We start from the raw sequence: 15,585 nt of genomic DNA on the forward strand, positions 1-15,585 counted from the left end.
TCGGCCAAAAATAAATCCAGAGAAGTATGCCAGGCTAAAAGCAGAAGCTCAACATCCCTACCGAGGCTTAAGAAAGTTTATCTATATTGCCTTCGGTGCCTCTGGTTTTATCGGTGCAATGGTTTTTCTAGCCCAGTTAGCTGCTGGGAAATCTGTAGCTACTGCCATGCCTAACTTGGCTCTGCAAATTGGTGTAGTTATCTTGATGGTTTGGCTATTTCGCTTGGAAAATAAGGCAGAACGAAAAATATAGCAGGAAAACCATGATACTCCTTTGAGCCAAAGAGGAATCTCAGGTATACTACTAGGAAAAGAGTATCATGAAAGCCATGGTGAGCATAGGCTCTCTTCTGGATCCGATTAGGTCACTCCGGCTCAGCAGTTAGAAATTATAGACCGCTTTTTAATTAGACAGCACACTCAAGAAAAGTGAATTTTAAGCATTTAGCGATCAGCGGTCAGCGGTCAGCTTATTTTATTCAAAAGCTGTTCGGTGTAGCTTGGCCACAGGCCCGAAGCTGATAGCTGATACGCGACACGCTGATAGCTGATAGATTAAGCTTCCTCATCTCCTGCTTCTAAGCTATCCGCTTCCTTGCTATCCATAGGAGCCACTGAGTTAGCTGAAACTACTGCTCCCATGTCGAGTTGCTGACGTACTTGCTGCTCAATATTCTCAGCAAACTCGGGATGTTCAACCAAATACTTAACTGTATTATCCCGACCTTGAGCAATATTGTCCCCATTGTGGCTGTACCAGGCTCCCTTGCGCAGAATGACTTTGGTTTGTTCTGCTAAATCCACCAAACACCCTAAGCGGGAAATCCCTTGGCCAAAAATAATGTCAAACTCTGCGATGCGGAAAGGAGGGGCAACTTTATTTTTGGCAACTTTGACTTTGGCACGAATCCCATATTCGCCCTCGTTAGATTTTTTCAGGGTTTGAATTCGACGAATATCCAGGCGAACTGAAGCATAGAACTTAAGTGCATTACCACCAGTAGTCACCTCTGGGCTACCATAGGTGATGCCGATTTTTTGTCGTAGCTGATTGAGGAAAATAACAGTACACCCAGATTTACCAATGTTACCAGCAATCTTGCGCAGCGCTTTACTCATCAACCGCGCCTGTAAACCCACTTGGTTATCACCCATTTCCCCTTCAATTTCTGCACGGGGTACCAAAGCGGCTACGGAGTCAATAACAACGATATCGACTGCAGCAGAACGAACCAGCTGATCCACAATTTCTAGGGCTGATTCCCCTGTGTCAGGTTGAGATACTAAAAGGTTGGCGATGTCAACCCCCAAAGCTGCAGAGTAGGTAGGATCAAGGGCGTGTTCTGCATCAACAAACGCTGCAACTCCCCCAGATTTTTGCACTTCTGAAACGGCATGCAAAGCTAGGGTTGTCTTCCCAGAGCTTTCTGGACCATAAATTTCAATAATGCGACCTTTTGGCAGACCACCCCCCAAGGCTAAATCTAGGGTAATTGCCCCACTCCGAATTGTTTCCACTTTCATCCGGGTGGCATCACCCAAGCGCATGATGGCACCTTTACCAAAATTACGCTCAATTTGTTTTAGTACCAGGTTCAGAGCTTTTTCTTTTTCGGGACTGTTTGTGATTGGGGTAGCCATGGATGCCTCAAAAAGTTTACTGTATCGGGACTGGTTAGGTAGTTTGGATTCTAAGTTATCGCTCTATAAGAGCTGTGGTGTGAATTTTAATTTTATTGAAATTAGGGCTCTTTACCGATTTGACTAATACTCTATATTAGGCCAACGGTCAGGTAAATCCCATCCCTTGTTAAGATTGGTGTTGCTCAAGCCTCCTGGATCTCAAATGCAAGGATAAGGCCAGAGTATAATTACTGATCCATTCTAACGGTTGAAAGTCCTTCAGCTCTCTGCAACACTGCTTGGTTAAGCTGGGTAGGAATGTTGAGGAGGATCAGTGACTTGGGTAAATTATAGTACAAAAGTACTTCCTTGTAAAGGAACTAGTCAGATTTTGTCAGTTGCTAAGGGCACGAGTCTTGGCATGGGCTACCCACTAGGAAATACTTTTGTTCAGAATTTAAATAAAATTGGTTACATAGAATCAACAAAACCCTTGTTGAGTCACTAAACAACATTCAACAGCATTATGTGAAAAATTATTAATTTAATAGACGATTAGCTTAACAATGGCCTCATCTCTAATCAATTCCCTATTCTCAGAAGCAATTTTGTCGGTTGCTGGGTTAACCGACTATATCCAAGAGTTGTTAGAGGAAGATAACCAACTCCATAGAGTTTGGGTGATTGGAGAAGTTTCTAGTAGCAACAACCATCCAAAAGGGATGTTTTTTACCCTCCAAGACCCAGATGCCAAAGCTACTATACAATGTGTAGCCTGGAGGAGCCAGTTAAGCAAGCTGGTGCAGGTACCAGCACTAGGAGAACAGTTGATTATTTTGGGCAGCCTCCGAGTTTATCCTCAGCGGGGACAGTATCAGCTAAATGTTTGGCAAGCCTTACCGGCGGGTGAGGGGTTGCAAGCCTTGCGCTCACGCCAATTACGTCAACGATTTGAAGCAGAAGGATTATTTGACCCACAACGAAAGCGCCCCCTGCCGATTCATCCTGAAACTATTGCTGTGGTTACCTCCCCCCAAGCCGCTGCTTGGGGAGATATTAAACGTACACTACAGCAACGGTATCCTGGCTTACGAGTCTTGCTTTCACCAGCTCAGGTTCAGGGGGAACTTGCTCCAACCTCAATAGTTAACGCTATTGATCGAGTCGAGGGGGATGGCAGAGCCAAACTGCTGATATTAGCTAGAGGGGGTGGAGCATCAGAGGATTTAGCTTGTTTCAATGATGAACGGGTGGTGCGAGCAATTGCTCAATGCTCAATACCGGTGATCACTGGTATTGGTCATCAACGGGATGAATCCTTAGCTGACTTAGTAGCTGATCACAGTGCTCACACCCCTACAGCAGCAGCGGAAAAAGCTGTACCAGAACTGATTACCCTTTATGCTGAACATCAACAGCGGCGGACTAGCCTTTATCAAGCCGTGACTCAAATCACAGAGGCATCTCGCCATAAACTGCACCATCTACGCACACGATTACGACACCTAGGTCTAGACCAACAACTACACCAGGAACAAAATGGGAACGCATTTCAGCATCAGCGATTGTTGCAAGTGACCTCAAAGCGTTTGAGCCAAGGGGTCCAGCACTGTCAACTGCTCAAGGAAAAGCTCAATACCCTTGACCCTCAAAAAGTCCTAAAACGAGGCTATGCACTAGTGCGTACCCCAGACGGAACCATTGCTTCGTCTACAGAAAATTTGACTCCTGGAGAAGAACTACAAATTCAGTTAGATGAGGGTCAAGTTAAAGTCAAGATTATCGAGATTGTTGATAGTTGACGGTTGAGGGTTAACGGTTAAGTTAAAGCTTGTAAGGCTTGCTCTACAATAAGAGCTGCTTGGTCAACTTCACCGGCGGAGACAATTAGGGGTGGAACAAAGCGAACTACCTTTGGTCCTGCTGGTACCAACAACAAACCCCGTTCCATCACAGCTTTAACCACATCCACTGAAGTTAGATCAATATCTGATTTTAGTACAAGCCCATTAATTAGACCCCAGCCTCGCACTTCTTCAATAACTTGGGGATATTTTTGAGCGATCGCTCTCAGTCTGGTGCGCAGCTGGTCACCCCGCACCTGAACATTTTGCAAAATATTCTCCTGTTCCAAGGTTTTTCCTACAGATAGGGCGACTGCACAGACAAAGGGATTACCACCAAAGGTGCTAGCATGCTCTCCAGGTTGGAAGATATCACAGAATTTCTTAGACATCATCGCTCCAATGGGAATGCCACCAGCCAATCCCTTAGCACTGGTGAATATATCTGGCTCTATTCCCAGATTCTGATAGCCCCAGTATTTACCAGTGCGACCCATACCCACCTGGACTTCATCTAGAATCAGCAGGATGCCAGTTTGATCACAGATCTTTCTAACTTGCTGGAAGTAGTCTAGGTCTCCTGGGCGAACACCCCCTTCTCCCTGCAATGGTTCGAGCATCACTGCTGCTACTCGCCTATTTCCCTCATCAATATCTGCGATCGCATTTTCCAATGCCTGAATATCGTTGTAGGGTACGTACTCGAACCCAGGTACCAAGGGGTCAAAGTTTTTCTGGTACTTAGGCTGGCCAGTAGCTGTGATTGTTGCCAAGGTTCGCCCATGGAAACTGGCCTGAGCGGTCAAAATCACTGGCTGTTCAATATCGAGCACGGTGTGGCCATATTTCCGTGCCAGTTTGATAGCAGCTTCATTAGCCTCCGCTCCCGAGTTACAGAAAAATACTCGTTCTGCACAAGAATGGTCAATGAGCCACTTCGCTAATGCCCCTTGCTCTGGAATGTAGTAGAGATTGGAAACATGGTTTAGCTTTTGGATTTGCTTAATTACCGTTTCTACCACAACTGGGTGAGCATGACCTAAGGTACAGGTAGCAATCCCTGCCACAAAGTCAAGATAGTCTCGCCCAGAAGTATCCCAGACATGGCAACCGGCACCCCGCTCTAAGGCAATAGGAAAGCGTCCATAGGTTTTCATGACCCTAGCATCGAATGCAGTTAGGTCATAAGGTGCCCCCCCAGCCGGAGCTGACTCTGCCGGTGGCGAGGGATTGTTAACAATAGTTTCTGGGCTCACGAGCTTAGTCCTTGTGTGATTAGTGAATGGTCAAGGTTGGCTTTCTAGGATTTACCAATCAGCGTACGGAGCGTTATGCCATACTATTTTCAATTGCCCAACGAGCTAATTCAGTACGGTTATGGAGACCAGTTTTCCCTAGCATGTTCGATACATGGCTTTCTATGGTGCGCTGAGAAACATTCAGTTTCTCAGCTATTTCCCGATTTGCCATACCTCTTGCCACGTGCTGGACAACCTTTAGCTCAGTAGGAGTCAACTCAACATCGTAAGGAACTTTAATTTTGGGTGTGCTGTCTGGACCAGAACCTGAGTGAAGGATTAGACGAGACGCTTGCTTGAGGGAGGATTCCACCTGTGCTACCAGTTCTTCTGGCTCAAAGGGCTTCACCATATAAACATCCGCACCTTTATTAAGACCCTTTACGCGATCTTGGCTTTGACCCTTGGCTGAGAGAAAGAGTATGGGAATCCAGCTGGTGCGAGAATCATCTCTGACCTTTTCTACCAGGGTATAGCCGTCCATCTCTGGCATCATTACGTCACAGATAATCATATCAGGAATATCCTGCTCTAAAATGTCCAGAGCTTCTTTCCCATGTTCAGCAGTAATCACTTCGTATCCCTGAAACTCGAGGTAGTCCTTGACTAACAATATGAGGTTGGGGTCATCATCAATCAGCAGCAGTTTTTTTTGCTCTCTTACAGCATTGTCCTTCATAACTGTAACGTTTGTTATACTTTGCTTGCTTAATTTTATTAATAGTGGTAGTACCTCTTGCCTTTTCTTATGCCTGGAAGTTACCAAGCTGCTTTAACTCTCCAACCAATAATCCTACCTCACCATAATTAGGGTTGGTAAGGAAAAGGATCTTAACCTGGTTGGGGTTGGGTACCATTTGCTGCCATTGCCTGGTAGTCTGAAGCAGATGCTTGAAGAGTTTCTGGCAAAGGATGAACTAAAAAAGCATAGTCTTCTAAAACTTGGTTGCCAATAATATGCTCTTGAATAATGCGTTCAATTACCTCAGGGGTAGCATGGTGATACCAAACACCATCTGGGTAAACTACCATCACAGGACCAGAGGTACAGACTCGCAGACAATTAGCCTTGGTGCGAAAAATGCAACTTGGCTCAACCTCCTTGGGCTGGTCTAGTTTTAGCTCTTTTAGGCGTTTTTTAAGATATTCCCAGGATTCAAGGCTAATTTTTTTTGAGCAGCATTTCGGTTTAGTTTGATCAGCACACAAGAAAATGTGGCGCTGAATTTGATTAAGTCCTAAGCTCTTTACGTTAGCGGCTAGGGTAAGTTGTTCCGATTCTCCGAGAGTCGAAGTGTCAGAATTATCAGAATTATCAGAATTATCAGAATTAGATGGGGTAGCTTCAGGCTCAGTTTTGTCTGCTGGCATGAGTTTTAGGGCTTTTGTTGTGTGAGGATGAGTCGAAAGGACGAGAGTAAGAATATATCTGTTATATCTATTTGCTGGTTTTAGTGATCAGTGGTCAGCAGTCCATGGGTTGTAGTTCTGGTTTTTTAATCAATTCCTGGGACTAAGGTCAAACCTTAGATGAAACAGGTACAAGCTACACCATACCGATACGGATACACAGATAATAACCCAAAGCTATATCATCCGTGCATTTGCCATCTGTTAACCTACTATGAGTTCGGGAACCCGTACAGAGGTATTTATTGCCATCTCTTGCTGATTTTGAGTAAATTAGCACTCAGGAGCTGAGAGTGCTAAATCGGCTCAGATGAATCAGATGAAGTAGAGAGGAAAAACTGATATGGCAGCTGTAACTCTGAGTGTTTCCACCGTTAAGCCCTTAGGGGATCGAGTTTTTGTTAAGGTAAGCGCCGCTGAAGAAAAAACTGCTGGCGGTATTCTACTACCGGATAACGCTAAGGAAAAGCCTCAAGTTGGGGAAATTGTAGCCACCGGACCTGGCAAGCGCAACGATGATGGTTCTCACGCTGCTCTCGAAGTCAAAGTAGGGGACAAGGTACTTTACTCAAAGTACGCTGGTACCGATATTAAGTTAGGCAACGAAGAGTACGTTTTGTTGTCAGAGAAAGACATCTTGGCAGTCGTCAGCTAACACCTTGAAGGCAAACAAATTGAACCCTTAAACCCTCAAAGCTTTTACCTTCAAGGCTTTTATCTTCAACCTTAATCACCGTTAGGAACTGAACTCAAAACCTATGGCTAAGCGCATTATTTACAACGAAAATGCTCGTCGCGCCCTAGAAAAGGGAATGGACACTCTGACTGAAGCTGTAGCTGTCACCCTTGGACCAAAAGGTCGCAACGTAGTGTTAGAGAAGAAGTTTGGTGCTCCTCAAATTGTTAATGATGGTGTCACCATTGCTAAAGAGATTGAACTGGAAGACCACATTGAAAACACTGGTGTTTCTCTGATTCGGCAAGCAGCTTCAAAAACCAATGATGCTGCTGGTGATGGGACTACAACAGCTACAGTACTAGCTCATGCTGTGGTCAAAGAAGGCTTGCGCAACGTTGCTGCGGGTGCTAACCCAATCGCGTTGAAGCGGGGTATTGATAAAGCTACTGCGTTTCTGGTAGACAAGATTGCTCAACATGCCCGTTCAGTAGAAGACTCTAAAGCCGTTGCCCAAGTTGGTTCTATCTCTGCGGGTAACGATGAGACTGTTGGTCAGATGATTGCTGACGCAATGGACAAAGTGGGCAAAGAGGGCGTGATTTCCCTTGAAGAAGGGAAGTCTATGACCACTGAACTAGAAATTACCGAAGGGATGCGCTTTGACAAAGGCTATATCTCTCCCTACTTTGCTACTGACACTGAGCGGATGGAAGCAGTTCTAGAAGAACCTCACCTCCTGCTCACTGACAAGAAAATTACCCTGGTACAAGACCTGGTGCCAGTACTCGAGCAAGTGGCTCGTTCTGGCAAGCCGTTACTGATTATTGCTGAGGACATTGAGAAAGAAGCCCTGGCAACCTTGGTGGTCAACCGCCTACGGGGTGTTTTGAATGTAGCAGCTGTCAAGGCTCCTGGCTTTGGCGATCGCCGTAAAGCTATGCTGGAGGACATTGCTACCCTAACTGGTGCACAAGTAATCACCGAAGATGCAGGTCTAAAGCTTGACAACGCCAAGCTGGAAATGCTGGGTAAATCCCGTCGTGTGACCATAACTAAGGACAACACTACTATCGTTGCTGAAGGTAACGAAAATGCAGTGAAGGGTCGTTGTGACCAAATCCGCCGTCAGATGGACGAAAGCGATTCTTCCTACGACAAAGAAAAACTGCAAGAGCGATTAGCTAAGCTGGCTGGTGGTGTCGCAGTGATTAAAGTGGGTGCTGCGACAGAAACGGAAATGAAAGACCGCAAGCTGCGTTTGGAAGATGCCATCAACGCTACCAAGGCAGCTGTGGAAGAAGGTATTGTCCCTGGTGGTGGCACAACTCTAGCTCACCTGACTCCTGACCTAGAAACTTGGGCAAACGAGAACCTTAAGGCTGAAGAACTTACCGGTGCTATGATTGTTTCTCGTGCCTTGTCTTCACCTCTGAAGCGAATTGCCCAGAATGCTGGTCAAAATGGTGCGGTGATCGCTGAGCGAGTTAAAGAAAAAGAATTCAACGTTGGCTACAATGCTTCCAATGGTGAGTTTGTAGATATGTTTGAAGCTGGTATCGTTGACCCAGCTAAGGTAACTCGTTCTGCTCTCCAAAATGCCGCTTCCATCGCAGGTATGGTGTTGACCACTGAGTGTATTGTGGTAGACAAGCCTGAGCCTAAGGACAATGCTCCTGCTGGTGCTGGTATGGGTGGAGATTTTGATTACTAAAGCTTACGGAATTAATTAAAGTACTCTAATTGGAGGTGCAACTATTAGCCTTATAGCTCTCTAAACCTTGTCAAACATTATCTACTGTTTTATAATCAACTAAGTTAGTAACTTGTTTAACAAGGGAACACTACCGCCAAACGAAGAACTAAAAGCCTTGGCAGCTGGTCGTAAGTTAAGCGACGTAAAATAATGGACTGAGTGAAGTTACAGTGCGGTTTGAGAGTAGGCACCAGAGCCTCCATTAAGAAAATTAGCGCAATGCTTTTGGCATTGCTTTGTCGGCAACAACCATTAGTTTTAACTAATGCTATACCATCGTCCTATCTGCTTGTGAGTAGGTTTGTACAGGTTAAATGTTGCACTATAGGTGCGCTCTTACCATTAAGAATTAAATTCGCACCGCTTTGGGCGCGCCTTTCGGCAAAGCCGACGCGGTGCGCGTTATGGTCGCACCATTAGCTAGTTACAGCTGCTTCGTTGAAGAAGCAGCTGCTTTTTATTACCCAAACAAACCTAGATTCTCTAATCTAAGAGATACTAGAAACGAGCCTTGCAGCAGTTGAGATGGGACAGTTGCCTATGTCTTTGAAAATTGAATACGGACTCTTCAAGCTTGATTTCACTGACTACCACGCAGTTTTAGGAATTCCAGTTGATGCGGATGTTAAGGCAGTCCGTCAACGGTACCTTCAAATTGCTAGACGTTTGCATCCCGACAGTTGCAAAGCCAGTACCGAAGTGGAAAAAAATCAAGCAAATCTGCTGTTAACACGGCTGGTTAATCCTGCTTATGAACAACTATCCCGAGGTCATCGTGACTATGCTGCTAGTCTAAGCCACTTGAGTAAGCGGTTAGGGGCTCAAGGAGATAAAATTTCCCTGGCTAGCGCAACGGCTAAGCAATTATTACAAGCAGGGGCAAATTTAGATAATCTTTACAGAACCTCAGTTGACCACCTAGCATCAGAGCAATACCAAGCCCTTGACCAAGCCTTGGCAAAAATTGCCGAAATCAGTGAACTTAACCTAGTTTATTTGATGTGTAAAAGTGGTAAGGGCGAAACGGTAAAAACTCCTGTATCAACCCCTGTGAAAACTCAAGCAACTGGTGTGACCCAGCCAAATAGTCAGACTACTACCGGTGCAACATCACAGGGAGGGTCGGTTGGGCCTAAGGGAGTATCACGAGTGGATAGCTATATCCGACGTGCTGAAGGATATTTGGTCAAGAACAATTTTGCTGCGGCAGTTCTGGAGTTGCGAGAAGCTCTCAAATTGGACCAAAACAATAGCGACTGCCATAGTTTATTGGGAATTGCTTATTTGAAGCAAAATAAGGGGACAATGGCTAAAGTACACATTAATAAGGCGTTGCAATTGAATCCTCAGAACGAAAGAGCATTGAAGGCGAAACAGCTTATCAATGAATTCACCCTGAAAAGTGGCGGTAACCAGTCAAAGGTGTCGCCTGAAGCAGCTAAAGGGAAACCGTCGAATAAATCTAATGGTGGTGGGTTATTTGGTGGTTTATTTGGTGGAAAGAAAAAGTAATGATTCATCAACCACCCCCAGGGGCAAGGGATTTACTCCCCCTAGAAGTTACCCAAAAACGCTGGATTGCTAACCACTTACAGCAAGTATTTCACCGCTGGAGTTACCACCGGATTATCACATCAACCCTAGAATGGTTGGATACTCTGATGGCAGGAGGAGCTGTCGAACGTTCCACGGTTATTCAGTTGCACGATGCTGAGGAAGGAACGCTGGGGCTGCGTCCAGAATTAACGGCATCCATAGCTAGAGCAATGGTTAGTCGTATTGCTGGCAGTAATAGTGAAGCCTGCCTATCCTTACCCCAGCGACTCTATTACAATGCCAATGTATTTCGACGACCAAGTATAGGTCACCACGGACGTCAACTAGAGTTTTACCAGTCGGGGGTAGAATTATTGGGAGTTGGTGGGCTGTTGGCAGATGGGGAAATTTTGCTGTTGCTAGCCGATTGTCTTAATCATTTAGGGTTACAACAATGGCACCTGATTTTGGGGGAAGCTCGGCTAACGCGATCGCTTTTGTCTCCCTTCCCTAAACCTATGCAAGAAAAGGTTCGTAAAGCCATTGCCTATCTTGACCGGGTTACCCTAGAAACATTACCCCTATCCCCAGAATTACGGGAACGAGCATTGTTTCTTTTTGACCTAAGGGGAGACCCTGCTGATGTTTTGCAAAAGGTTGCTAGTTTTGATTTAGACTCGTCGGAACACGAGATTGTGACCAATCTCAAATCCCTGGTGGAACTTTTAAATAGTAGTTCCCCTAGCCCCTTACCGATCGTTCTCGACTTGACCTTAGTACAAACCTTTGACTATTACACTGGTATTGTCTTTGAAGTAGTCAGTAGTAGCGAGGGCTCTAGCCGAGTTTTAGGTCAGGGAGGGCGCTACGATCAATTGCTGAGTCTATATCATCCTCAAGGAGAAGCCTACCCTGGAATTGGTTTTTGCCTCAACCTAGAAGACCTTCATTATGTCTTACTTTCCAGTAATCAATTACCCACCCAGACACCAGCTAGTGATTGGTTAGTGGTGCCAGAATTTCCCGAGGCTGAGGCAGTGGCTTTTACCTATGCCCAGAAACTTAGAGATTCTGAGCATTTGGTCAGGGTAGAGATGGATTTAGGGGGACGCTCACCAGCACAAATTAGAGAATACGCCCTGGGTCACGGTATCACCTACATTGCCTGGGTACAAGCCGATGGCACTCCTAGGATTGAGACCGTGACTAAGAAAGTGTGAAGTATTTCATAGTTCACACTTGCTACTTCAGTTAACTAATCCTCAGCAAAAACATAGCGATGTAGTTCGCTAGGGTCAGGTTCAGGACTGGCTTGGGCAAACTCAACTGCATCATTAATGACGTCCTGGATTTTGCTCTCAATGGCTTTGAGTTCTTCGGCAGTAGCTAGATTATTTTCTGTCAGGTAACTTGCCATCTTTTTAATGGGATCGCGAGTTAACCAGAATTCCTTCTCTTCTTTGGAGCGGAGTTCATCGGGGTCAGCCAGAGAGTGACCTCGGAAGCGGTAGGTCAGGGCTTCAATTAGGGTTGGGCCTTCTCCTGCACGAGCCCGAGCGATCGCTTCTTGGGCAACAGTTCTGACAGCCATTACATCCATCCCATCGACTTCTACTCCAGCCATGCCAAATACACTGGCTTTTTTATAAATTTCTGGCTGGGATGTTGCCCGTTCATGAGCCATCCCAATTGCCCACTTGTTGTTTTCCACCACATAGATAACGGGCAGTTTCCAAAGGGCTGCCATATTCAAACATTCAAAGAACTGACCATTATTGCAAGCTCCATCACCAAAAAAGCAAACGGTGACTTGATCAGCACTCTCATCCCCCAAGGCTTCGCGACGGTATTTACTTTGGAAAGCACTACCGGTGGCAACAGGAATTCCCTCAGCTACAAAGGCATAACCTCCTAGGAGATTATGTTCTTGTGAGAACATATGCATTGAACCACCGCGTCCCTTGCTGCAGCCTGTTGCTTTGCCAAATAACTCTGCCATCACTTCCCGTGCTGGCACTCCTGCACTTAAGGCATGGACGTGGTCACGATAGGTGCTACTAACAAAGTCTTCACCATTACGCAACGCCTTGATGACTCCTGTTGACACTGCCTCTTGACCGTTGTAGAGGTGGACAAAACCAAACATTTTGCCCCGATAGTACATTTCAGCACATTTGTCCTCAAAAAAGCGCCCGAGCACCATATCCTCGTAAAGTAGTAATCCTTCTGCGCTAGTAATTGGTATGTAATCCTCTACTTTAGGTAAAGTTCTTTCCTGAGCCATTAATTTGTCCTATACTTGTCCCAACACTATACTGGCATTTAGCCAAACTACTTGTTTAGCCAATTTAAGCAAAGCTATTATAAAGTTTCACTCAAGCCTACAGGGTTTATCTTCCAGAATTTATCTTCTAGGTCAAGCCTAGAGGTAATAGTTAGGTCAAGTTGACTTGAATTAAAATCACACTACTCCTTGACAACCAAATACTGTTTACTTTAATTAAAGTTAATTAAAGAAGATGATCCACCCTAGTTGCTAGAATTAATAGTGTTTAGGGACTCGACAAAACCGGTTAGCTGCGATACTGTGTCTTTTAAAGTGACAGATAAATAGCTATAGCCAGTTTAGGGAGTACGATATGGGCTATCATCAACTCATTCAGTTGCTCGAAAAGCTGGGGAAGTGAACCGTGCGCATTCCGCTCGATTACTACCGCATATTAGGATTGCCGATTCAGGCTACAGCCCAACAGCTCAGCCAAGCCTATCGTGATCGTACCTTACAACTACCGCGCCGAGAATATTCGGAAGCAGCAATAGCCTCTCGTAAAACACTCCTTGAAAAAGCCTACGGGGTTTTGAGTGACCCGGAAACAAGAGAGGAGTACGATGCTGGCTTGATTGCCAAAGCTTATCAACTCCAAGAGCAACACCCATCAGTGGCGGGTGCTCCTGGTACTAATCAAACAGTAACAGGTGAAACCGTCGAAGCTCACACTCCTACGATTGAAATTGATAACGACCAATTACTCGGAAGCTTACTGATTCTTCAAGAACTTGGGGAATACGAACTGGTTCTAAAACTGGCGCAACCGTTACTGGAAAAAGGTGACAGCGTTGGATTAAGTCAGGGGAAATTGGGGGATCCCCAACTTGTTCAACCCGACGTGGTTTTGACCTTAGCTATTGCCTGCTTAGAGCTAGGTCGAGAGCAATGGCAGCAAGCGGAGTATGAAAACGCAGCTATGTCCCTAGAAACTGGACAACAATTACTTCTACAAGAAGGCTTATTTCCGAGTGTTCGAGGGGAAATCCAGGCAGACCTCTATAAACTTCGCCCTTATCGGATTTTAGAATTATTAGCCCTGCCAGAAGAAAAAGCCATTGAGCGGCGCAAAGGCTTGCGGTTGCTCCAAGAAATGTTACAGGAGCGTCGAGGTATCGATGGCACTGGTAATGACCAATCTGGTTTAGGGATTGATGACTTTCTCCGCTTTATCCAACAGTTGCGAGGCTATCTTACCTCCAACCAACAGCAAACCTTATTTGAAGCTGAAGCACGACGCCCTTCAGCAGTTGCTACATACCTAGCTGTTTACGCCTTACTAGCAAGGGGATTTGCTCACAGAGAACCAGCTTTGATTGCTCGTGCCAAGAAAATGCTGATGCGTTTGGGTAAGCGGCAGGATGTTCACCTAGAACAAGGGGTGTGTGCTCTGCTTCTCGGCCAAACGGAAGAAGCCAGTCGTGCCTTGGAACTGAGCCAGGAATACGAACCTCTAGCTTTCATTCGGGAACATTCTCAAAATTCCCCAGACTTATTGCCAGGATTATGCCTCTACGGAGAGCGTTGGCTACAAGAATCTGTATTTCCCCACTTCCGGGATTTGGCGAATCAAAAGGTCTCTTTGAAGGAATACTTTGCTGATGATCAAGTACAAGCCTATCTAGAAAATTTACCAGATTCATCTGAGGAAACTAGCAATCAGTGGACGGTTGTACCTTCCCAAACAACCAGCTATGCAACGGTAGGCTCTTCTAAAAGCATCCTGGGGCAAGAGAGATTCAGCAATGGCCAAGGCTCACAGACAACGGCAGAACCAGTAACGGTGGGGTCAAGGTGGCCAAGTGGGGCGTTGGCAAACGGTGTTAGTCAAAGCAGGGTCAATAGCGATCGCTTCACCACTAATGGGGTATCAACTTTGCCTACAGCTCAAGGGATGTCCCACTCATCAAATGGCTCAGAAGCACAAACTCATCAGGACTTAGAGTCAAAAACCACAGGCTTGCGGAGTCATGGGCGGCGTCGTAGGCGTCAATCCTTAGGTAGTTTTATGGGTGGGGGCAAGTCAGGCAAAACCCTCGATAGTCAAAATTCAACTGCCTCAGGTGGTTGGTCTAGAGGCGGTTCTTTGGTCAAAGACTCCTCAAGTCAGCGGAGCAGTCTGAATCATTCATCCCCTGATCCTATGGAACCTTCACCAGAGCGATTCAAACCAGGGACTAAACTAAGACGTCTGATTTTCCTGAGTCTTTTAGGTTTGCTAGGACTGGGCATCCTGCTGATTTTGCTCAATAAAGCTCTTAAAAGTTTGTCAACACCACCCTTAGAGGGAGAACAAGCTTTTGTGCAGCTTGACCAACCTCCAGTCCCGATTCCTCCGAGCGGCAGTGAGCTGATCGCTCCAAGTGGTCCTCTAAATCAAGAAACGGCTCAGCAAGTCATCGAAACCTGGCTAAACACTAAGAAACTTGCCTTTGGAGAAAAACATGACGTAGGGCAACTTAATAAAATATTAGCTGAGCCAGCTCTGTCTGTCTGGCTCAAAAGTGCTAAAGCGGCTAAAAACAATAACTCTTACCGGTTCTACAAGCACAGCGTCAAAATTAACTCAGTTGAGACTAACACATCGAATCCTAATCAAGCTGTGATAGATGCTGCGGTCAAGGAGGAAGCAAAGGTATATCAAGATGGTATTCTGAGTCCGGCAGCTTCGAGTAATGACAACTTAAGAGTCAAGTATGAGTTAGTACGCCAAGGGGGTCAGTGGTTAATTAAAGGTTGGATGGTAAGATAACTAAAAACATATCTGACCAGTTAATTCCTGTCGAAAAGAAAAGGGAAAACTAATGATTATTCCTGTCGATGATTGATGATGCGATTAGCTTTGGCTTGCCACTTTTCGCTCACCGCTGAGGAAAGTAGTCATATAGTGTTGCTTATCATCAATCCTGAGAGATAAATGATTAATAAGGAATTTCAATGATAAGTAGATCAGAGTTTTATCCTTCTTGGCTACAGATCATTTATGGTAGCTAAGTTGATAATATTGATGACTGAGTCCTTAGGTGCGCTTGACCTATTAAGAATTAAATTCGCGCTTTGGTGCGCGCCTCCTAGGCCGGGTTCCCCGGCCTAGGGTCGCGCCTTTCGGCAAAGCC

General features: G+C 45.6%; 12 protein-coding genes. 7 read left to right on the forward strand and 5 right to left on the reverse strand.

Going from position 1 to position 15,585, the window contains the following annotated elements:
• The coding region (locus F6K57_RS15790; RefSeq protein WP_293069149.1) for a DUF3493 domain-containing protein at window positions 1–253 on the forward strand (253 nt) is incomplete at its 5' end.
• A 302-nt stretch (window positions 254–555) separates the two neighbouring features.
• Here the strand turns inward: F6K57_RS15790 and recA are convergent.
• The gene (gene recA, locus F6K57_RS15795; RefSeq protein ID WP_293021320.1) at window positions 556–1,641 is read right to left on the reverse strand and encodes a recombinase RecA; all 1,086 of its coding nucleotides are present in this window, start codon (window positions 1,639–1,641) and stop codon (window positions 556–558) included.
• 548 nt (window positions 1,642–2,189) lie between these two features.
• On the opposite strand from recA, the gene xseA reads away from it, so the two are divergent.
• Entirely contained in the window at window positions 2,190–3,425 is a 1,236-nt protein-coding gene (gene xseA, locus F6K57_RS15800) for an exodeoxyribonuclease VII large subunit (RefSeq protein ID WP_293069151.1), read from the forward strand.
• A gap of 17 nt (window positions 3,426–3,442) precedes the next feature.
• Here xseA and F6K57_RS15805 read toward each other — a convergent pair whose 3' ends face one another.
• The 3 genes from F6K57_RS15805 to F6K57_RS15815 form a co-directional block, all read right to left on the reverse strand.
• Window positions 3,443–4,723 carry an aspartate aminotransferase family protein gene (locus F6K57_RS15805; RefSeq protein WP_293021316.1) on the reverse strand — a complete coding sequence of 427 codons (1,281 nt, stop codon included), beginning with the start codon at window positions 4,721–4,723 and terminating at the stop codon, window positions 3,443–3,445.
• A 73-nt stretch (window positions 4,724–4,796) separates the two neighbouring features.
• A complete protein-coding gene (locus F6K57_RS15810) occupies window positions 4,797–5,444 on the reverse strand; it encodes a response regulator transcription factor (protein WP_293021314.1) in 648 nt (215 codons plus the stop codon).
• 152 nt (window positions 5,445–5,596) lie between these two features.
• Window positions 5,597–6,136, reverse strand: a complete 540-nt coding sequence (locus F6K57_RS15815) for a ferredoxin (protein ID WP_293021312.1) — start codon at window positions 6,134–6,136, stop codon at window positions 5,597–5,599.
• A gap of 382 nt (window positions 6,137–6,518) precedes the next feature.
• On the opposite strand from F6K57_RS15815, the gene groES reads away from it, so the two are divergent.
• From groES to F6K57_RS15835, 4 genes are all read left to right on the forward strand, one after another.
• Window positions 6,519–6,830 carry a co-chaperone GroES gene (gene groES / locus F6K57_RS15820; protein ID WP_008180318.1) on the forward strand — a complete coding sequence of 104 codons (312 nt, stop codon included), beginning with the start codon at window positions 6,519–6,521 and terminating at the stop codon, window positions 6,828–6,830.
• Window positions 6,831–6,933: 103 nt separating this feature from the next.
• Window positions 6,934–8,565: a chaperonin GroEL gene (gene groL / locus F6K57_RS15825; RefSeq protein ID WP_293021309.1), complete on the forward strand. Its 1,632-nt coding sequence runs from the start codon at window positions 6,934–6,936 to the stop codon at window positions 8,563–8,565.
• A 582-nt stretch (window positions 8,566–9,147) separates the two neighbouring features.
• A complete protein-coding gene (locus F6K57_RS15830) occupies window positions 9,148–10,119 on the forward strand; it encodes a DnaJ domain-containing protein (protein WP_293069154.1) in 972 nt (323 codons plus the stop codon).
• Window positions 10,119–11,363, forward strand: a complete 1,245-nt coding sequence (locus F6K57_RS15835) for an ATP phosphoribosyltransferase regulatory subunit (RefSeq protein ID WP_293069156.1) — start codon at window positions 10,119–10,121, stop codon at window positions 11,361–11,363. Before F6K57_RS15830 ends, F6K57_RS15835 begins: the two co-directional genes overlap by 1 nt.
• A 35-nt stretch (window positions 11,364–11,398) precedes the next feature.
• Here F6K57_RS15835 and pdhA read toward each other — a convergent pair whose 3' ends face one another.
• The gene (gene pdhA / locus F6K57_RS15840; RefSeq protein WP_293069158.1) at window positions 11,399–12,427 is read right to left on the reverse strand and encodes a pyruvate dehydrogenase (acetyl-transferring) E1 component subunit alpha; all 1,029 of its coding nucleotides are present in this window, start codon (window positions 12,425–12,427) and stop codon (window positions 11,399–11,401) included.
• Window positions 12,428–12,833: 406 nt separating this feature from the next.
• On the opposite strand from pdhA, the gene F6K57_RS15845 reads away from it, so the two are divergent.
• A complete protein-coding gene (locus F6K57_RS15845) occupies window positions 12,834–15,221 on the forward strand; it encodes an IMS domain-containing protein (protein WP_293069160.1) in 2,388 nt (795 codons plus the stop codon).
• Window positions 15,222–15,585: the final 364 nt, after the last annotated feature.

This window comes from Moorena sp. SIO4A5 (genome assembly GCF_010672005.1).
Classification (GTDB): Bacteria; Cyanobacteriota; Cyanobacteriia; order Cyanobacteriales; family Coleofasciculaceae; genus Moorena.